The organism is Photobacterium sp. SKA34 (assembly GCF_000153325.1).
Classification (GTDB): domain Bacteria; phylum Pseudomonadota; class Gammaproteobacteria; order Enterobacterales; family Vibrionaceae; genus Photobacterium.
On the sequence record NZ_CH724143.1, the window covers coordinates 619,549 to 640,341 of the forward strand.

13 protein-coding genes are annotated in these 20,793 nt (G+C 40.2%); 6 read left to right on the top strand and 7 right to left on the bottom strand.

The window, feature by feature from the left end; genetic code table 11:
- On the top strand, nucleotides 1–1,363 hold a 1,363-nt coding region (locus tag SKA34_RS15730; RefSeq protein ID WP_006646526.1), incomplete at its 5' end, for an IS66 family transposase.
- A gap of 19 nt (nucleotides 1,364–1,382) precedes the next feature.
- Here SKA34_RS15730 and SKA34_RS15735 read toward each other — a convergent pair.
- Nucleotides 1,383–2,291 (bottom strand): M20/M25/M40 family metallo-hydrolase, encoded by a 909-nt coding sequence (locus SKA34_RS15735; protein WP_006646527.1) that lies wholly within the window; start codon nucleotides 2,289–2,291, stop codon nucleotides 1,383–1,385.
- Between the two features lie 138 nt (nucleotides 2,292–2,429).
- Here SKA34_RS15735 and SKA34_RS15740 point away from each other — a divergent pair, with 138 nt between their 5' ends.
- Genes SKA34_RS15740 through SKA34_RS15750 form a run of 3 tightly spaced genes read left to right on the top strand, consistent with a single transcriptional unit; the run spans nucleotide 2,430 to nucleotide 7,509 of the window.
- Nucleotides 2,430–3,404, top strand: coding sequence for a RimK family alpha-L-glutamate ligase (locus tag SKA34_RS15740; protein ID WP_006646528.1), 975 nt, complete (start codon nucleotides 2,430–2,432; stop codon nucleotides 3,402–3,404).
- Between the two features lie 14 nt (nucleotides 3,405–3,418).
- A complete protein-coding gene (locus tag SKA34_RS15745; protein ID WP_006646529.1) occupies nucleotides 3,419–4,849 on the top strand; it encodes a RimK family alpha-L-glutamate ligase in 1,431 nt (476 codons plus the stop codon).
- The gene (locus tag SKA34_RS15750; protein ID WP_006646530.1) at nucleotides 4,849–7,509 is read left to right on the top strand and encodes a M14 family zinc carboxypeptidase; all 2,661 of its coding nucleotides are present in this window, start codon (nucleotides 4,849–4,851) and stop codon (nucleotides 7,507–7,509) included. Before SKA34_RS15745 ends, SKA34_RS15750 begins: the two co-directional genes overlap by 1 nt.
- 85 nt (nucleotides 7,510–7,594) lie before the next feature.
- Here the strand turns inward: SKA34_RS15750 and nhaC are convergent, their stop codons facing one another.
- The gene (gene nhaC / locus SKA34_RS15755) at nucleotides 7,595–9,046 is read right to left on the bottom strand and encodes a Na+/H+ antiporter NhaC (protein WP_006646531.1); all 1,452 of its coding nucleotides are present in this window, start codon (nucleotides 9,044–9,046) and stop codon (nucleotides 7,595–7,597) included.
- A gap of 709 nt (nucleotides 9,047–9,755) precedes the next feature.
- On the opposite strand from nhaC, the gene asd reads away from it, so the two are divergent.
- Entirely contained in the window at nucleotides 9,756–10,871 is a 1,116-nt protein-coding gene (asd, locus tag SKA34_RS15765; protein ID WP_086004124.1) for an aspartate-semialdehyde dehydrogenase, read from the top strand.
- 74 nt (nucleotides 10,872–10,945) lie between these two features.
- Here asd and SKA34_RS15770 read toward each other — a convergent pair whose 3' ends face one another.
- From SKA34_RS15770 to sodB, 3 genes are all read right to left on the bottom strand, one after another.
- Complete coding sequence (locus SKA34_RS15770; protein ID WP_006646533.1) at nucleotides 10,946–14,038, bottom strand: efflux RND transporter permease subunit; 3,093 nt, start codon at nucleotides 14,036–14,038, stop codon at nucleotides 10,946–10,948.
- Complete coding sequence (locus SKA34_RS15775) at nucleotides 14,025–15,182, bottom strand: efflux RND transporter periplasmic adaptor subunit (protein ID WP_039860645.1); 1,158 nt, start codon at nucleotides 15,180–15,182, stop codon at nucleotides 14,025–14,027. Before SKA34_RS15775 ends, SKA34_RS15770 begins: the two co-directional genes overlap by 14 nt.
- Nucleotides 15,183–15,411: 229 nt before the next feature.
- On the bottom strand, nucleotides 15,412–15,996 hold the full coding sequence (gene sodB / locus SKA34_RS15780) for a superoxide dismutase [Fe] (protein WP_006646535.1): 585 nt from the start codon (nucleotides 15,994–15,996) through the stop codon (nucleotides 15,412–15,414).
- Nucleotides 15,997–16,321: 325 nt separating this feature from the next.
- On the opposite strand from sodB, the gene SKA34_RS15785 reads away from it, so the two are divergent.
- Nucleotides 16,322–16,660, top strand: a complete 339-nt coding sequence (locus tag SKA34_RS15785; protein ID WP_006646537.1) for a Grx4 family monothiol glutaredoxin — start codon at nucleotides 16,322–16,324, stop codon at nucleotides 16,658–16,660.
- A gap of 100 nt (nucleotides 16,661–16,760) precedes the next feature.
- Here SKA34_RS15785 and SKA34_RS15790 read toward each other — a convergent pair whose 3' ends face one another.
- Nucleotides 16,761–18,083, bottom strand: coding sequence for a Na+/H+ antiporter family protein (locus SKA34_RS15790; RefSeq protein ID WP_006646538.1), 1,323 nt, complete (start codon nucleotides 18,081–18,083; stop codon nucleotides 16,761–16,763).
- Between the two features lie 284 nt (nucleotides 18,084–18,367).
- Entirely contained in the window at nucleotides 18,368–20,767 is a 2,400-nt protein-coding gene (locus SKA34_RS15795) for a VolA/Pla-1 family phospholipase (protein ID WP_006646539.1), read from the bottom strand.
- Between the last annotated feature and the right edge of the window lie 26 nt (nucleotides 20,768–20,793).

Genomic DNA, 20,793 nt, shown 5'->3' on the forward strand with positions numbered 1-20,793 from the left:
GCCCTACGATGAATCTCAAGGTGACCTCTTCAACGAAGCGGAATGTGAAGCCGCTAAGGAAGAAGAGGTTGAGGTTACGACGACCACCACAACCACAACGAAGAAACGCGGTAAGCGTAAGCCTCTTCCAAAGACCTTACCTCGTGAAGTTATCGAACTTGATTTAGACGACCATGAAAAGCAGTGTGCATGCTGCAATCATGACCTGCATAAAATCGGTGAAGACAGCAGTGAAAAGCTGGAGTTTTCGCCAGCCGTACTCAAAGTGCTGGAATATGTTCGCCCTAAATATGCTTGCCGCCAGTGCGAGCAAACTGAAGACAGCAATCACATCGTTCAAAAGCCAGCACCGCAAAGCATTATCCCGAAGAGCTTTGCCACAGAAAGCTTGCTTGCCAACATCATTCTTGGCAAATACCAGTACGCGATGCCACTTTACCGCCAAGAGTCGCTGTTTACCCAGTCGGGAATCGAGCTATCACGAACCACTATGGCCAGATGGGTTATCCAAGTTAGTGAGAAGTTCAAACCACTCTATGCCGCTCTAAAAGAGCACCTACTTCAACAAGTGGTGGTCCAGGCGGATGAAACGCCACTCAATGTTCTCAAGGAAGAAAAACAGTGTTACATGTGGCTCTACTGCTCGGGCGCAGACTCGCCAGAAGCCGCACTCCCCAATGTGAAGAATATTGCCTTGTACGACTATCAAAACAGTCGCGCGAGGGCATGCCCTGTTGCCTTCTTGGGGGATTACAGTGGTTATCTACAAACCGATGGCTATGGTGCCTATGATGGTCTTTATCACGTCACCAATGTTGGCTGCATGGCACATGCACGGCGAAAGTTCATGGAGGCTAAGAAGCTTCAAGGTAAAGGTAAGTCAGGCAAAGCAGATAAAGCGCTGGCCAAAATCCAGAAGCTCTATGGGATAGAATCGCGCTTAAAAGGTGCGACTGTCGAAACACGAAAAGCAGAACGTCAACTGCATAGCAAACCGATACTGGACGAGTTGTACGAGTGGATGACATCTCAACAAGTGATAGCGTCTAGCCCGCTGGGTAAAGCGATAAAATACACGCTCGGCCAATGGCCGAAGGTGATCCGCTATATCGATGACGGTCACTTATCGATAGACAATAACCGCGCTGAACGCGCAATTAAACCGCTGGTCATTGGCAGAAAGAACTGGTTGTTCTCGAACACGCCAAATGGTGCTGATGCGAGTGCGATGCTTTACAGCATCGTCGAGACTGCGAAAGCCAACGGCCTTATCCTCTACGACTACATGGTCAAGTGCATGAAAGAGCTCGCGAAAGCTGAGCCCGATATCGATGCACTCCTACCTTGGAACCTCAAACACTAACAAATATCGCCCCGTGGGTTCATGGGGCGTTTACCGAGAGCCTATCAATTAATGCTGCTTGATCTGAGGTGGGTACCATAACATCTCGCTGTAACCCGCCATCAATAGATAGGGTAATACCATCTTTGTTATAGTTATTAACGAGTTTAGGAATATCATCAATAATTCGTGTTTGCTCATTAAGACTAGTAAATCGAGCTTCTACGGTGAGAGTTGCGTGTGGTGATATTGTATTGGCACCAATACCACCATTTATTTTTCCGACATTGATTGTGGTTCCATTATCAAGATCAGTTTGTTCGGCTAACTGAATAAGAAGTTTTGCAGCGACTAAATTGGCATCCGCACCATCGCAAAAATGGTTACCAGCATGTGCTGCCTTACCCTCAATATTAATGGTGTAGGTAGCAATACCTTTACGTGCTGTTACTACTTCATGATTTTTTCCTGCCGCTTCAAAATCAATACAAGCACTGTAATTCGACGCAATAGTTCGAAGTAGAGACTTACTGTCATCACTGCCTGTTTCTTCATCACTGACGAGTAAGATATCTATATTTTGAACTTTCCCAAGTCTTTCGTAGATATTATGTAGCGCCATTAAAGCAACAAAGTTCCCACCTTTCATATCACATGCACCTGGTCCGTATAGCCACTCTTCATCCTCACTGACTTCTTCAAACGTATTTGGTGGAAATACGGTATCAAGGTGACCAAGAAGAAGAAGGGTTGGAGATTGAGCTTTATGTGAAGAGCTAAAGAGCAGGTGATTACCTACTTCTGAACGCTGAAAACACTGAAGTTCCATACCTAGTTCTGTTAGCCAACCTGCCATCAATTGACCATACTCATCGACCCCTTTTTTGTTTTTGGTCCAAGAGTTTTTTTTCATCATTGTCTTAAGAATTAAATAATCATCGTGTTTCATAGGTAACTCCACATAAATGCAATTTTAATATGCTACTAATTTATTATTAATTATTGCATTTTGACAAGATTATATGAAACCATGTTTACATAGATTGATGAATTTTATGTTTATGGCGTATTTACAGTAGGAGTTAAAATGGAACGTCGTATTGGATTATGGATGTATCAAAACGGTGGCGGTGAGCAGATACAGGAGCAATTAGTTTCTAAGTTAAATGAACGAGAGATCAGCGTTGTTACCAACCTTGATCTTGGAAATGCGGTTGCACATGACGGAGGTATTTTCTGTAATGATCAGGATATGGGCTCGCTAGATCTGTTTTTTTCATATAATGCAGGTCAGCAAACGCCTTACCAAACGTATCTGTATCAAACTCTTAGTACTATTATTCCAACTATTAATAACTATGAAGCATTTGAATTAACGGAAGATAAATTTAAAACAGCTCAATTGTTAAAAAGGCATGGAATTAATACGCCAGACTATGTTGTTTGCAATAAAAGAAATATAGATAACTTAAAAAAGCATTTCAATTTTTGGCAAGGACAAGCCATTTGTAAACCAATCAATGGCTGGGGAGGCAACGGGATCATCAAACTCGAAAGTGAACGTGATCTTGACTTGATCTATCCTTACATCGTGAATCAAGCATCACCTCAGCTATATCTAGAGCGCATCATTGAAAATGACTTCACTGATTATCGTGTTGATATTGTCGATGATCAGTTTATTGCTTGTTACGGCAGAAAAGCGGCTGAGGGTAGTTGGAAAACTAACATCACAAGCGGTGGTAATGTCATACAGCGAGAAGCTCCGCCAGAGGTAATTGAACTCGCTCTTAAAGCAGCACGCATTACTGGTTTAGAAATTGCGGGCGTTGATATTATTTATGATATCAAGCATCAAAAGTATGTTGTTCTTGAAGTTAACGGTATTCCTGCTTTTGCAACACCAGCTCAAGAAAAAATGGGAATCAATTTTAACGCTAAGAAAATTCAATGCATCGTTGATCTTATAGATAGAAAAACAAGAAAGGATAGCAACCGTTCAAACTACGCATCCACTAATTCAAACGTTGCTACTGACGTTAACTTCACTGATTTCGCATAATTTAGGGAGGATATATGCTAAACGGTAATACAAATTCTCGTCCAAAACTTGGGCTACTTTACCTTGATCATGTTTTACGCTTTTTTGATCGTTCAAATTTTAAAGGGTGGCCAGATAAGATAGAGCAGGTGACCTATCATTGGGGGAATGATAAACAGCGCTTTATCAATGAAGTGAAAAGAAAAAATATTGATGTACTGATTGGAAATATTCCAGCTACTGCTTACGAAACATTTCGTGATATCTCAAGAGCGCTTCCGAATGTGAAGTTTATTCCGTCTTTGGATGCGCAGTTTTGTAATAAATCTAAAGAGAATGTCACTCGCTTTTGTCATAAATATCAATTACCTATACCTAAAACAAAGATATTCTACAATGTAGAAGAGGCACTTGTTTATATCAATGAGACAAGTTATCCGAAAATCATTAAGCGTTCTTATGGACCATCAAACTACGGTGGGTATTTTGTCCACAAACTAGATAGTGCTGATGAAGCAATAAAACTATTTTCTGAACGTCGCTACTTCCCCGCTTATATTCAAGATTTTGTTCCAATGAAAGCCGATATCCGTGTGATGTTAATTGGGCATAAACCTGTTTGTGCTTTTTGGCGAAGACCGCCAGAAGGTGAGTGGTTAACCAATACTAGCCAAGGTGGCAGTATGGATTATCAAGCCATTCCTGAGAAAGTATTAGAAATTTCAATTAAAGCTTCAAAAGCTGCGAAAGCAGAATATTGGGCATGTGATATCGCTGTTAGCCACACTGATGAATACAGTATTTTAGAATGTGCGACAGCTTTTGCCGCTTTTCCTTATATTCGCGATTGGATTGGGCAATATTTAATGTGGCAACTTGTGCCAGAGATGTTTAAAAAGCCTTATTTCCCTCATAAGAACTGGGAAGAGTTAGGAAAAATTGATGCTTCACTCTTAAGAACGATGCGTAATATCTCATTTGGGCAAGCTTCAATATCCACTGATACTGGCGAATTAAATCCTCAAGATAAGTTATATGCACTTGAAAACATTCAAGATGACTTAAATGAAGAGTGGCCGAGTGAAGTTTGGAACTTACAAGGTCTACACAGTGGCGATAACGGGTTAAATCAATTTTTAGCGAAGTTTTTAGAGCCTAAAGCGCAAACGGAATTAGAGAAAGCGCTAGATTTAGGCGTCGAGCAAGCGCAATACCCAACAGCGGCTATTGCTTCAGATAAAGTTGATGATACGCTAAATCAGCAAGAGATAATCGCGTTTTTTACTTCAGTTAAAGGAATCGGGGCGAACCTTGCTAACAACGTTGTTGAGCGTTTTGGTGTAGCAGGAACCTTGGATGTATTGAATAATCATCCTTTACGATTACTTGAAATTAGTAATTTAAAGCAGAAAAAGCTAAATGCAATCATTACTGCTTGGAATACTCTTCCAAGTGAGGTTGAGTAATGAAAAAACAATATCTCTCTTATCAAAATACTATTGATTTTCTCACCGAGGCGATGGAGAAGTACCCACACCTTATAAGATTACAAAATATTGGGCAGACTCACGAAGATCGTCCTATCATGATGGTGACTTTGTCACAGGATGTGGCTTATGCAGATTTGAAGCCCGCATTACTTTATACAGGAACGATTCACGCAAGAGAATGGATTGGTATCGAGTTAGCTGTGAATTTTATTCAGTATATTCTTGATAATTATCCTTCCAATCCCGATGTTGTTGAAGCATTAACGCGAAACACACTTTATATGGTGCCTTGTCTTAATCCTGATGGGTTTGAATATTCAAGACAGCACTTTTCATTTTGGCGCAAGAATAGACGTGATAATAAAGACGGTACGTTCGGCGTTGATTTAAATCGAAACTTTGGCGTGAATTTTAAGCGTAGTTTTGATACTCAGTCGAATATTTACAGTGGACCTGAGGCATTTTCAGAGCCAGAAACACAAGCTATCAAAACGTTTGTTGAAGAACATAAAAATATCAGTATTGCGTTAGATTATCACTCGCAGGGGAACGTGTTTTTCCCAGCGCATAAGTTTAACCATGAAGCGGAAATTGAAGGTACCGATTTAAATATTTTATGCGCTAATATGGCGCATAAAATTCATAAAGTAACAAACAGACAATATGGCATACACAGAGGTAAGCCACCTGCTAATTTGATCCATGGAAGTGGTCGCGAGTACTACTATGATCGCGGGATTCTCTCAAGTGTTGTCGAGGTCGGTAGCCGAAATATACCTGACTATTTAGTTAATATGACGCAAAGTGTGAATGAGAATATTCCTGCTTTGCTATATGCGTTAAATAGTGCGATTGATTATTCTGATCTTGCCCCGTCTCGACCTGAAAACTTCACGGTAAAACAAGTAGAAGATACCCAAGTTGAGTTGATTTGGAATAGCAACGATGATGACAGTAATTGTTATTATCAAATCTACCGTAGTGATACACCAAAATATCACTGTACCCCTGAGACGTTAATCGCTAATACCTCCGAAAGCAGTTTCACTGATAGTCAATTACAATCTGGTCATCGATACTTTTATAATTTGAGAAAAGTTAATAGGGTGACACGAATAAAATCACCTTTCGCTCCAGAACTTAAGATAAAAACAAATTTGGCAAAAGATGAGTTTTCTTACATCTTATTCCCTGCAGCTGAACAAATTGGCTATGTAGGGGAATTAACAAAAGAGTTTAATGCGGAGCATTTTGGATATAATTCTTTGTTTATTGGTGTCAATAAAACTAAAGGTATCTGTTATGGTGTCATTGCTTTTGATATTGATAGATTGCCCGAAGATGCGATTATCAAAGATGCATGCTTTTCGCTATATCCAATGAACCGTGTAGGTGCCAAAATAGAAAACTATGGCGAATGGTCAGTTTCTATTCTTGATCCTGAAGAAATCACCAACATTCGAAGTTTTGATCAAATTCATCAAGCTGTACCGCAACAAACCCTAGGTGATGCCATTTGCTCCGATCAAATTACGCAAGGTATTTGGAAGTCATGGTGTTTCAGTGCGATAGAAAAACAATTACTGCAACAACAATTAAATCAAGGACGTTTACTTCTTAAAATTCAGGGGCCGACTTCGCTTCCAATTGGTAATGATTCCCAAATTATGCAATTTGATATCGGTTATGGTCGTTTTGGTGGTGGTATTCATTACCGCCCAAGCTTAGAAGTAATCTACACTAAAAAAACATCTAAAGTCGCGATATCTGCAAGTGACTGTCATACCTTTACCTTGCAAGAACCACCACAAAAGAATGTTATCCAATGTGGCTTTGATAGTGATGAGAATACAGTATTTGGGCAAGTCATGTTTTCATTAGACTGCCTCAATCAGGAAAAAGATATTGTTATTACTCAAGCCTATTTTGAGATAGAGCATGAGCAATCGAGAGAAATTTCACAACCAATGCGTTTTACCGTCGATATTGCGGAAATTGATAACCTTGATTTTGATAGCGTAAAAAATCGTGAAAAAATCGAATATCTAGGTTATGAGGCAAGTAGTATCGGTTTATCTAAAGCACCTAGAAAGAGCTTTATGTTTGATAGCTCTGCAAGGCAACATTTAGAAGATGTTATAAGCCGTGGACTGCCTCTTAATTTGATCATCCGTGCTACTTCGGCTTCAAGGCACAAAAATGCCATGGTGACTTGGTTCAATTGTGATAGCGAAAAATGCCCGCAGTTGGTTATTGAATACATGGAACGTCGAAAACAACCAGTAGCAGCACCGACAGATTTAAATGCCACACTCGTTGATGGTGCAACGAAATTGACCTGGAAGAAGCCAGAGGATCCAGACTTAGTGGGTGTTTATGTGGTTAGAAATTGCTTTCATCCTCCTCGAACACCACTCGATGGCGTAAAGCTTTATGCTGGCAAGGATGAGTATACATTTGACCGATTTGGTAATGCGAATATACCGAAATTTTACTCGGTGTTTAGCTATGATAATGTTCCGAATTACTCTGAGCCTGTCACATTGCAATTTAGTAGTGATAACTCTTCACCAGTGATATTTGATGAATTGGAACCACAAGATGAGGCTGAACATCTATATCGAAATGGTGATTAATTGATGGCATATGCTGGCGTTAAAAAAACTGCTTAATAAAAGTATATAAAAAAGCCCCAATATATGGGGCTTTTTAGTTTGGAAGTTATGACGTTAATTGTTTCACTGCTAATGCTTCTTCTTCGTCATCTTGTGCTAATTGAGCTTCAGTTGCTGGTGGACAGCGATCCACAAACCATCCCATGAATGAACAGACAATTGTTACGATAATACAAACGAAGCTTAACCACATAAAAGGTGCGTATGAGAACGTTGCAACACCTAAAATGCTCGCCATGTAAATACCGTTATCACTCCACGGCACCATACCAGAGGTTAACGTACCACCAAACTCAGCGTTACGAGAAAGGTTCTTACGTTGGTAGCCTAGACGGTCATAATTTTTCGCACAAATTTTAGGCGTTAGGATCAGTGATACATACATCGCAGAACCAAATACGTTACCAAGGAAAGCAGTAGCAATAGTAGTAACGGATAGGCTACCTGCAGAATTTACCCGCTTTTCAAATAGGCGAGCAATAGTTTGCAGTACACCGACTTTATCTAATAAGCCACCAAAGCCTAGACCAAAGATGATCACAGCAACAGAGCCAAGCATTGAAGACATACCACCACGGTTTAGGATCGCATCAATAAACTCAATACCAGAACTAATAGAAAATGGAGCCCATGCAGTATTAAAGGCCACTAAAGGATCCATACCTTGAATCATCACCGCCCAAATAATACCCAATAGAGAACCTAGCGAAATAACAGGGAATGATGGTAAGCGTAAAGCCAGTAAAACCAAGACAATAGCCACAGGGATAAAAGACCATGGTGAGATAACAAATTGCTTATCCATTGCTTGCATTACTGAATCAACTTGAGACATATCCACGTTACCGGCGTAGTGGTAGCCCACAACAGTAAACATAATACCAGTGATCACATAACTGATTAATGCAATCGGCAACATGCCTTTAATGTGCTCCATAATTTCTACGTTAGACATAGAAGATGCAAGGATCACAGAATCTGAAAGTGGTGACATTTTATCACCAAAGTAACAGCCTGAAAGAACAGCACCAGCTGTCATAGGTGCGGGAATACCTAAACCTTGGCCAATCCCCATCATAGCGATACCTGCCGTACCTGCTGCACCCCAAGAAGTACCGGTTGCTAACGCTGTTAATGAGCAAATGATCATTGTTGCTAGCAAGAAAATGGATGGGTGGATGGCTTTTAGACCGTAGTAAATAATGGTTGGAACAATACCACCTGCAATCCAAGTACCCACAAGAGCACCAACGGCAAGAAGAATTAATACGGCACCAAGACCATTAGCAATACCTTTTGTTGCGGCTTTTTCTAATGACTTGTAATCATGACCTAGTTTTATACCTAGCCCGATAATGATGAACCAGCCGATGTAGAGTGCTAGCTGAATAGGCAAATTTAACTTAGCGGTAAATGAGAATGCTAGTGCAAGGAAAATACCGAGAGCAAAAAAAACTTGCATCAACGAGGGTAGTTTCACGACAGTCTGTTTTTCCATACTTCTAACCTTGTTTATCGTACCTGTAAATGAGCTGCTAGCCCAAAGTCAGTAATTAATATTTCTATACTGGTTAATAAATCACGTGCATCACAGCTTGTAACAAAGTTGGCTACTCTAGCAGGTGGCTCTAAAACCGCGATAAATAATGTTTCTTTATGTGATCTGAGTCTTTTGCTTTGAAAGATAAACAAAAGCACTGCTTTTCTTGTGTTTTTTTTGTTAAATAATGTTTTTATTTTGTGTTTGCATCTTGGTTTTATTGTTCTAGTTATTTGTTTCAAAACATAATGGTAATGTTCTAATTAGTTTAAAAAACTAAAATGACCTCAATTAGTAAATAATATATCTAACAAAAAACGACTGTGGAGATTATCAGGATAGTCGGGTGTTTTCAAAGATATGTATTTGATTGAATTATATGGCCTTGAATGTTGAATTTCATATTTATAGGTAAAAATACACGTTAAGTACTAGTTTTTAAGTCTTTTTGCTGCTTTATTCTTCTTTGTTGTTGCATTTTTGAACTTATAAAAATAACTAATACCAGTGATAAGAAATTCAAATATCGATAAATTAACAAAGATTGTTACTCTTTTTTGCGATAGTATTTTTAACTAGATATTAAAATTATGCTTGTTTTTAAGCCGTTAAATCTCTATAGATGGAAACAGCAGTTAAATTACGACAGGGAGTGTACTAGCAAATGATGAAAGTAGGTTTAGTTGGTTGGCGTGGTATGGTTGGTTCTGTGCTGATGCAACGTATGGTCGAAGAGGGCGATTTTAAACTGATTGACCCTGTATTCTATTCAACCTCTCAGATTGGTATCCCAGCGCCTAATTTAGGTAAAGATGCTGGTATGCTGCAAGATGCTTTTGATTTAGAAAGCTTAAAAAAACTTGATGCCATTATTACCTGTCAAGGTGGCGGTTATACTGAAAAAGTATACCCAGCATTACGCCAAGCTGGCTGGAAAGGTTACTGGATTGATGCGGCATCAACATTACGTATGAAGCCAGAATCTATTATTACACTTGATCCTGTTAACTTTGATCAAATTCAGCAGGGCATTCACAATGGTACCAATACGTATGTAGGTGGTAACTGTACTGTGAGTTTGATGCTGATGGCTGTCGGCGGCCTATATAAGGCTGGACTTGTTGAGTGGATGACGTCACAAACGTATCAAGCTGCCTCTGGTGCTGGTGCTAAGAACATGCGTGAGTTGATCAGCCAAATGGGTGTGATTAACGATACAGTGACAAGCGAGCTTGCGAATCCATCAACATCGATTCTTGATATTGACCGTAAAGTTGCAGATACCTTACGTTCGAGCAATTTTCCATCACAAGAGTTTGGTGCGCCATTAGCCGGTTCTCTGATCCCTTGGATTGATGTGAAGCGTGACAATGGTCAAAGCAAAGAAGAGTGGAAAGCGTCTGTTGAAACGAACAAAATTCTTGGCTTAGAGGATTCTCCAATTCCAATTGATGGTACTTGTGTACGTATTGGTGCGATGCGCTGCCACAGCCAAGCACTAACATTGAAGCTGAAGAAAAATGTGCCGCTAGATGAAATTGAAGAAATTATTGCATCGCATAACGATTGGGTAAAAGTTATCCCGAATGATCGTGATGTAACAGTGCAAGAGCTTAGCCCAGCTAAAGTAACAGGCACACTATCGGTACCTGTAGGTCGTCTACGTAAACTTGCGATGGGTGATGATTACCTAAACGCCTTTACTGTTGGTGATCAGCTACTGTGGGGCGCTGCTGAGCCACTTCGTCGAACACTACGTATTATCCTTTCTGAAAAAGCATAATATTAGTCAGTTGATTATAAAAGAACGCCTGCAGTGATGCAGGCGTTTTTGTTTATAGCGGTTTTTATTAAGTGTTATTTACGCTGGCGGAAACCACGACCACTTAAGATCGTTTTTAGTACGTCTTTTTCTCTTAATTTACTCATCCCGACATAAGCAACTGGAACAAGAAATAGTGAGAAAAATGTACCAGCGGTTAATCCACCCACTAATACCAAACCAATATTAACGCGACCTAATGAGCCAGGACCTGATGCAAACGCCAATGGTAAAGCGCCTAAAATCATGGTTAATGATGTCATTAAAATTGGACGTAAACGTGAGCGCGCACTATGGATTGCAGCCTCAATGGCTGTTTTACCATGCTTACGTTGCTCATTGGCAAATTCAACCAGCAAGATACCGTGTTTAGTGACCAATCCGACTAAGGTTAATAAGCCTATTTGTGAGTAAATATTGAGGCTTTGGCCAAAGACCCAGAGGGTCAATACAGCACCTACAATACACAAAGGGACTGTCAGCAAAATAATCAATGGGTCAACGAAACTTTCAAATTGCGCAGCTAAGATCAGATAGATGAAAATTAGCGCCATTAAAAATAACGTTTGTGTACCATCTTGTGAGTCCATTAACTCTTTAACCACACCGTCATAGGCGTAGCTTTGTGAGTCATCAAGTAACTCAGGTACATTTTCATTGATGTAATCACGTATATCACCCGCGGTATAACCTGGCATTAATGTCGCTGTGATTTCAGCACTGTTTTGTCCCATATAAGTCTTAAAACTGGACTCAGATGTTACTGCTTTAATTGAGACGAATTCAGACAACGGGATATTCTGCCCTGACTCTGACGCCACATAAAGCTTATCGATAATATCGAAGTTACCCAGATCTTTACGGTTTACTTGAACGCGAATAGGGTAGGTATAACCGTCATCAGCCTGTAAGTTTGCCGCTTTCAATGAACCAAGGAAGGTTGAAAGAGCATTGGTCACATCGGTATAAGCTACGCCTGATAAAATTATCGCATTGCGGTCAATTCGTAAGTCATAACGCAATTGATCTCGAAGTAATGAGCTTTTAACGCGAGTTAAGCCTTTATACTCACTCAATTTTTTAACGATACGGTTAGCCGTATCATTGAGTTCAGTATTGTCTCTATTGACGGTTTTAAGCTGTAACTTCAAATTAGATGTAGCGTTTAGGCCATCAGCTGAGCGTACACTAAATGACATACTGTAAGCTGATAGTGTTTTTGCTGCCTTTTCAGTAAGCTCAGCAACGATCTCATCTGCCGGTTTAGTACGTTTACCCCAAGGTTCGAGTAAAATATGATTTGATGGTGTTGCTTCGATATAAGATAAATTCGCAGCAATATCTTTGTTATCTTCCATAACCGTATTTAGCTCAGAGTTATGTTTGATATGATAACGACGACCTACACCAGTCGGTGCTTCTGAAGTACCATCAATAAAGCCTGTATCTTCTGTCGGCAACAATACTTGTGGCATATACCATACAGCGACACCCGAAAGTGCGATAAGTGCGAGTGCGATACCACCCATCAATGCTTTTCGATCAAACCATTTAGATAGTTGTTTCGTGTAACCTATTGATAGTTTGTGAATCTGCTTATCAATTGCAGCAAACCATTTAGGTTGTTGTGCTACGGGTTTAATTAAATAAGCACACATCATCGGTGAAAGTGTTAGTGCGACCATACCTGAGATGATAACTGATGCTGCAAGGGTAAAAGCAAATTGGCGGAAAAGATCAGCTGTCATACCTGACATCAAACCAATAGGCAGGTAAACCGCTGCAAGGGTCATTGTCATTGCTATTACTGGGAAGATAATTTCATTACTACCCTTAATGGCTGCATTAAGGGGTGTTTCACCTTCTTCTATATAGCGATAACAGTTTTCAACCACCACGATAGCATCATCAACCACAAGGCCGATCGCAAGAATAATTGCTAAAATAGTTAGCACGTTAATGCTGAAACCAAGAAATGACATCACAGCAAAAACACCAATAATACAGACTGGGATGGTGATAATTGGGATTGATGCAATACGCAGTGAGCCAAGGAAAAGTACCACAATTACTGATACTAAAACGATAGCTTCAAAGAGGGTATGGAAGCCTTGGTCAATAGATTCTTGAATGAAATCGGCTTGGTTATAGACCATCTTCATTTCTAAACCGTCAGGCAAGTGTTGCTGCATCTTGGCGATTTCAGCTTTTACACGTGCGGCAACATCAACAGGGTTCTCACTTTTCAGTGGTAGTACCTGCAACGACATTGCGGTTTCACCATTCACTTTAAGTTTGCTTGGTGTCAGACTGTTTTCACCCATTTTGACATCAGCAATATCTTTGATACGAATGATGTTGCCATCATCGACTCGGATAACAAGATCTTGTACATCCTTAACACTGGTTACTTGAGTAACAGGGTTAATTTGGAAGTTTCGTGCTTCACCAACGATCTGACCAACAGTAAATGATGAGCTGTATGCACTTAATGTTGTTACAACATCAGCAGCTTTTACATTGAGTGCCATCATACGGTTTGGGTTAAGCCAAACACGGACAGCTTTTGCTGCACCACCATACGGTCCATATACCCCACCGACACCTTGAATATGTCTAAACTGAGGTTTAATTTGCTGACCAATGAAGTCGTACATCTCTTGCGAGCTCATCTTCCCTTTATTGACAAAGGTAATAATGTTACTTGCTGAGCCCTTATCACCTGAATCATCGGTAACAGTCGGCTTATCAACCATACTTGGTGGAAAATCAATGATAGCTTCAATGCTGCTACGTAACTTATTCATTAAGTTCGCATATTCAACATCAGTAATGCCGTCGTCAAACTTTACATTTAATGTACATTTACCTTGGGTACAGTCAGTCGTCATAATATCGACGCTCTCTAACCCTGTTGCGGCATTAATTAAATGCGTCGCAACATTTCGTGACATGAAGTCTGCACTAGCACCATCAATGCTGGCTGTAACTGTCGCTTTAGGTGTACTGTGTTCAGGGAAATATTGAATTGCAAGTTTTTGGAAAGAAAACAAACCAATAAGAATAATTGCAATACTTAAAACTGAAGCAAAAACAGGGTGCTTAATACAGACTTCAGGTAGCCTCATTGCTCTGCTCCTTCACTGGTTTAGTTTCTTCTTTTCCTGCTTTTGCTGGATCAGTTGTTTTCTTTTTCTTTTCAGGTACTGGTGCATCAGCTGTTGATGCTTGAGTCTTGATAATATTTACTAAAGTTTCATCATCGATTTTTTGATGACCGGTAACCACAACAACTTCATCAACTTTTAAACCTTTTTCTATAATGACATAGCCATTATTAAGGTTTTTACCTAATGTAAGGTATCGCTTGGTTGCAACATTGTTTTTATTAACGACCCACACGTAACGATCTTCATTGTGGGCAATAATAGCGTTTTGTGGCGCAACAATTCGATTAGTGCGACCATTTACCATCTGGCTTACTTGTGCAAACATACCTGGTGCTAAAACGTGGTCAGGGTTCTCAATACGAGCATGAATTGCTACACGACCAGTATTTTTATTAACGGCAGGTGCAACGTAATCTACAACACCCTTAAATGTCATATCTTTATATGCTTCGACCGTTACTGTGATGGGTTGCCCTTTCACAGCTTTACCTAAATCGTTTTGGCTGATGGTATAGGTAACTTCAACTGGATCTAGATTATAAACACTCACCAGAGGTGTCGCAGCATCTATCATGCTGCCCTTTGATTTTGTGAAATTTGTGAGCTCACCATCGAAAGGGGCGGTTAATGAATAATCTTTTAGAATTGCTTGTTGTTGGCGGTAGTCTGCGGCTGCAAGGTTTGCAGCATCTTGAAGTTCTTCAAAGTCTTGCTTAGATAGTGCGCCAGGTTGCTTTTTGTTTAGTTCAATAACACGTCGAACTTTATTCTTTGCGGTAGTGAGCGAGCTTGATGCTTTATCAAGATCTGCTTTAACTTTACTGCTGTCTAGTTTGGCAATAACCTGCCCTTTTTTTACTACGTCACCGTCTTTAAAATTGATAGCCACGAGTTTACCGGGAGTACTAAAGGTGAGTTCTGCAAAATCAATCGCATTGATCTTACCAACCTCATTTAATGTGGCGACAAACTCTTTGGTAGAAATGGGTTCGACAGTAACAGGAACCGCTTGTGGTTTCTCATCGTCTTTAGCGTGAGCAAAGTTCGATATTGTTAAAGCCATTAGGGTAAGTAGAAGTGGGGATAACTTTTTGTAGTGCACGTCGTATAACTCTCTTATTTCAGGATAAGGGTGTCAGTCTTAGTTAATGTATATTAAATAGCCATATGAATTGTCAGTGAATGGTTAGCTTATAATTGCATCTTGGTGCGTATCTATTTAGACGTAGGTTATATGTCTAATTTAGCCCATAAAAATTCAGATACAAAAAAACCGTAAATAGATGCTTCTATTTACGGTTTAATTTCGGTTTACGCTTATTTTTTAGAAATTAAGCAGCTAGATTTTTAGCAACGAAATCCCAGTTTACTAGTGACCAGAAACCATCCATGTAGCTTGGACGTAGGTTGCGGTAGTCGATGTAGTAAGCGTGTTCCCATAGGTCAACAGTTAGTAGAGGTGTAACACCTTCTTCTGTGATTGGGCAGCCAGCGTTAGAAGTGTTAACGATCTCTAGAGAGCCGTCAGCTTTCTTAACTAACCAAGTCCATGAAGAACCGAAGTTGTTAATTGCTGAATCTGTGAATTTTGCTTTGAAATCAGCGAAAGAACCGAATGCTTTTACGATAGCTTCAGCTACTTCACCTGTTGGTTCACCGCCAGCATTTGGTGCTAGACAGTTCCAGTAGAACGTGTGGTTCCACACTTGAGCTGCATTGTTAAATACGCCGCCAGTTGAAGATTTGATGATATCTTCAAGTGACTTTTCAGCAAGCTCTGTACCTTCAACAAGACCGTTTAGCTTTACAACGTAAGTGTTGTGGTGCTTACCGTAGTGGTATTCAAGAGTTTCTTGAGAAATGTGTGGCTCAAGAGCGTTCATTGCGAAAGGTAGAGCTGGTAATTCAAATGCCATTGCTCAATTCTCCATATTGGTTTGGTGGCTTTCGCCACGACATCATTGCTTCCAGTAAGCATCAAGGCTTACTTCATTATTTTTGAATCTGACCGATTCATTTTAGCAACTTTTTTCTTTATTAAAAGGCTTGGAAATAAAAAAATACCCTATACCTCGTTTATCAAAGCGTCAATGACCTTTAATAAAGCGAGGGTATTAAAACTGAGATCTGGTATTGCATCAAAAGCATTCGCTTAGGACGGGAAAATATTTTTATTGGTGACGATAACCAAGTAGAATGGTAGGGTTTAAATTATTACTATTAAGATTGTACGAGGAAGTTATGGAAACTATCGACAAAATTAAGCAGCAAATCGCAGAAAACCCAATTCTACTTTACATGAAAGGTTCACCTAAGCTGCCTAGCTGTGGTTTCTCTTCTCAAGCTTCACAAGCACTAATGGGCTGTGGTGAAAAGTTTGCCTACGTTGATATTCTACAAAACCCAGATATTCGCGCAGAACTTCCAATTTACGCGCAGTGGCCAACCTTCCCACAATTATGGGTTGATGGTGAGCTTATCGGCGGGTGTGACATTATTCTTGAGATGTTCCAAAAAGGTGAGCTTCAGCCATTACTAAAAGAAGTTGCTGAACGTCGTGACGCAGCCTCTGCTGAATAATTTTTATGACTAAACGTTATTGTTAAATAGTGTTTAGCTGATAAATAAAAACCGCCAAATTGGCGGTTTTTTTTGTTTGTATTGATAAATAATGTATGGCTTATAGCACCATAGAAGCTAACCAACCAAATCCAATTAATGGCAAGTTATAGTGGATGAACGTTGGTACAACCGAATCCCAAATGTGATCGTGCTGACCATCAGCATTCAAGCCTGATGTTGGACCTAAGGTCGAATCTGAAGCTGGAGAGCCCGCATCACCTAATGCTGCAGCAGTACCTACTATTGCGATTGTTGCCATTGGTGAGAAACCAAAAGATAGACAAAGCGGTACATAAATCGTAGCTAGAATTGGAATGGTTGAAAACGAAGAACCGATCCCCATGGTTACTAATAAACCCACAACCAGCATTAGCAGTGAAGCAAGAGGTTTGTTATTACCAATCACAGCTTCAAGGGAATTCACTAAGGTTTCTACGCCGCCTGTTGCTTTCATTACCGCAGCAAAACCTGCTGCTGCAATCATAATAAAGCCGATCATTGCCATCATATGAACACCTTTGGTGAACACATCATGGGTTTCTTTCCACTTAATGACGCCCGTGAAAGTAAACACCATAAAGCCAACAAGGCCACCTATGATCATCGAACCACTATATAATTGTGCACCTAACGCGGCAAAGATAGCGGCAACTGCGACATAGACATGACGCATGTCGATTTCTTTTTTCTCAGGCTCACTGGCAAGGATCTTTTCAACGGAATATTCTCGTGGTTTACGGTAACTGATAAAAATAGACACCAATAAACCAAATAACATGCCACAAGCGGGTAAAAGCATTGCTACGGGTACTTGGCTGGCTAATACATCTAAGCCGTTATCGTGTAAGTTTTTGAGTAAGATGTTATTTAAAAAAATACCGCCAAAACCAATAGGTAACACCATATAAGGAGTGACTAGACCAAAAGTTAATGTACAAGCGATTAAACGACGGTCTAATTTTAGTTTGGCAAAAACATGCAGTAGCGGTGGAATTACAATTGGGATGAAGGCAATATGTACCGGAATAACGTTCTGAGAAGAAATGGCAAGTAAAACGAGAATGATAAGAACGCTATATTTGACGCCCGTTGCAGCAGCGGCGTTATTATGACCGCTAATGCGCTTGATCACTTTTTGCGCCAGTACATCTGTGATACCTGAACGGGAGATTGCAACGGCAAACGTACCGAGCATGGCATAACTTAGCGCAGTGGTTGCACCGCCACCAAGGCCACCTTCAAAGGCTGATACGGCATCAGTGAGAGACATTCCACCGATAAGGCCGCCAACAATGGCACTAAAGGTTAGCGCGACCACCACATTCACTCGCATTAACGCGAGTATCAGCATGATACATACCGCTATAACTACAGGGTTCATAAAACTTTATTCCATCCGTTTTTAATGAGGAAACTGTTAACTTCGTTTTCAATGGTTATTTCAAAGTGTGTGACTACTCACAGAATTGTTGATGTGAAATAACACGGTTTTCACCAGTTTGCTTAAATTTTTGCACATGTCGAGGACAAAATGTGTTTTGAACTACATTTTATTAAGGTTGCTTATTTTTAACACAGTAAAACAATGAGAAAAAAGCGGATATTCAGTAAATAAAAAGGCTAGCATAGTGCTAGCCTTTTGAAGAGCTTCGTCTTTCACATAGTTTATTGGTTTGTGTTTATTACATTATTATTTTCAATCGATAATGTTTTACCGTCACTATTAATAAATGAATGCATTTCTTTTTGCATTTCAACCGTTACAGATTCATAAGCGGATGGGTCAAGTAATGAAGAGTGAGCTCCCCCATTAAATAGCACGGCATTTCTCACTAAGGTGCCATTAATTGAAACATCTGTTGGTGTCAGGTTCATCGTTTTTAAAAGCGGTGTTGTCCCCGTAAACGGCGAATATGGAACAGGAATGTTTGTGCCTGTCACAGTTTCGCCAATAGTCGTCATGTTTGGAATTGTTTCATCATTTTTTACTTGGGTGAGGTATACCGAGGCCGTACTTGGTACGAGTAATGAATGGTTAATTGGATCGACGCTATCAAGCACTGTTTGCCCGGCATAAGCAAACTGTGTAAATGAGTCATAAATTGTGCTTAGCGTTGCTAATGAGGTTTCACTACCATTACTAATTAATCCCGCTTCATAACCTTGATAACAAAGTGGAATCGGTGTGTCGCCACATTGGTTTTTAAAGTCGGCATTTGAGCTTGCTAAAATGTTCCCTTTGATGAGATTGCCAAAACTGTCTGAATTTAAGAGTAGGTAAGGGATCTCAGCGCCAGGATTAGCAAAAGCAAATTGATCAATCGCGAAGAGTTGATCTGCAGCGTCGTTGCCTGTTGGACGATTTGTCACATTAGCCACATTAATCCCAGTCATTGCACCTAATGAGTGACCTACGAAATTAACACTGGTTGTTGGGTTTAATTTTGCTAATGGACCAAGGGCAGCAAATTGTTCAGGTGTGAGTGATGAAAATTGACTAAACAGTCGAGTTATTGATGCTTTTAGGTTGATCACATCAATCGTACTTTGGCGTAAATTATCACGGGCAACCGTTAGTGCACCAAGATTTAAATAAATAGATGGGTTGTCAGCTGCGGTCACGCCACCGATACCTCGATCACCATGCAATGGAAGGTTAATTGCAAAAATGGCACGACATTGATCGCCAATGATACTGTCAGCAAGTGCTGATTGAGTCAGTGTATCTTTATTGCTAGTTACGCCATGCTGATAAATAGTGACACTGTTAGATAAAGGAGCGCTACAGTTAGAATTATTAGGTAGTACTAATGTGTACTCGATTGAAGCGATTGAGCGCAGCTTAGGTACAGGGCTATAACGAGTGATTAGCCTTGTTTCGTCTAATTGTTTGCCATCAGGTAAAATGATTTCAGAACCAGTTAATGCGGTCAATACGCGTTGTTGTGCTGCGGGATCTGTTGCGACATTAGCAAAGTCTGTGGGATCGATATTTAGCTCTGCAATTTTTGTTTGAACGGCAAGCTTTTCGGCATCGGTACCATTTGCTAATACGTATTGGATTTTAGCAAGGCTTGGCATACCACTTTGCCAAGGTGTGGTTAAGAAATTATTGGGATCGGTACTTAAGAAATAAGGTAGATGAATAGTTCCCTTGAAGATTTCGCCTTTTCCGCCTGGAGTATTTCCTTTAGAGGCTGGGACATCAATATTAAAGAGGGTGGTATCTAAGGTAGTTGTATCAATACTGCTGTCGATTGCCGTGCCTTTCCAAATATCAGACGGCTTACTATTTATCGCTAATGCTGTTGCTGATTTAGCGGCAAAAAGCACATCACCAACAGAGGCGGTGGTAAACCATGATGAGAAAATAATACTGTCTTTATCAACCCCAACTTGTGCAAAAGCAGCTTCGGTTGCTTGGGTCACTGCTTGAGCTGGAAGTAAGGCTGGAGAGGGGGGCGTTGTTGTTGATTTCAATGTGGCGTAAGAGCCGCTGGTGCCGACAGGGTTATTTTTATCGTCTTTTAATGTATTAGTGACTGCAAACATATAGTTACTTGCAGGATCTAAGGGTTTAAGTAAGACTGCTGTTAATGTATCACCTGAGGCTTGAACAACATAATCTTGCTCTTCAACCAGCTTAATAGGCGCAGTGCTATCAGAGGTGTCAGTAGGATCGCCTGATTTTATTAGATAAAAACTGCCAGCCGCACTGTCTGGGTTTAATGGATTACCTTTAAAGTTTACCAAAATTGGTTGACTGGTACTCCAACCATCGGTTGTACCCATAGCAACGACAGGATTTGAAATATCAGTAGGATCATCAACGGTACTCTCAACGCTGAGTGTGCCATCTTCTTGATCCATTGCTAAATAGGTCGGCGTTACAATAATTGGCGAACTTGGGTTTGAGATAATATCAAAGTTTACTTTTGTTTCTGCATTTAGGCTGTCAGCAGTATCGGGATCAATCGTAGGGGCGCCTGTTATTTTACTGTCGCCACCACATCCTGTTAGTCCCAAGCTAGCAGCTATAATGATCGATAAAAAATGCTTGTTCATAGTATTCCTTACTTTCAATTTTTAGT

Bases quoted from the DNA above. Each gene is read 5' to 3' on its own strand.
- SKA34_RS15735 (WP_006646527.1), bottom strand. From the start codon at position 2,291: ATGAAACACGATGATTATTTAATTCTTAAGACAATGATGAAAAAAAAC.
- SKA34_RS15740 (WP_006646528.1), top strand. From the start codon at position 2,430: ATGGAACGTCGTATTGGATTATGGATGTATCAAAACGGTGGCGGTGAG.
- SKA34_RS15745 (WP_006646529.1), top strand. From the start codon at position 3,419: ATGCTAAACGGTAATACAAATTCTCGTCCAAAACTTGGGCTACTTTAC.
- SKA34_RS15750 (WP_006646530.1), top strand. From the start codon at position 4,849: ATGAAAAAACAATATCTCTCTTATCAAAATACTATTGATTTTCTCACC.
- nhaC (WP_006646531.1), bottom strand. From the start codon at position 9,046: ATGGAAAAACAGACTGTCGTGAAACTACCCTCGTTGATGCAAGTTTTT.
- asd (WP_086004124.1), top strand. From the start codon at position 9,756: ATGAAAGTAGGTTTAGTTGGTTGGCGTGGTATGGTTGGTTCTGTGCTG.
- SKA34_RS15770 (WP_006646533.1), bottom strand. From the start codon at position 14,038: ATGAGGCTACCTGAAGTCTGTATTAAGCACCCTGTTTTTGCTTCAGTT.
- sodB (WP_006646535.1), bottom strand. From the start codon at position 15,996: ATGGCATTTGAATTACCAGCTCTACCTTTCGCAATGAACGCTCTTGAG.
- SKA34_RS15785 (WP_006646537.1), top strand. From the start codon at position 16,322: ATGGAAACTATCGACAAAATTAAGCAGCAAATCGCAGAAAACCCAATT.
- SKA34_RS15790 (WP_006646538.1), bottom strand. From the start codon at position 18,083: ATGAACCCTGTAGTTATAGCGGTATGTATCATGCTGATACTCGCGTTA.
- SKA34_RS15795 (WP_006646539.1), bottom strand. From the start codon at position 20,767: ATGAACAAGCATTTTTTATCGATCATTATAGCTGCTAGCTTGGGACTA.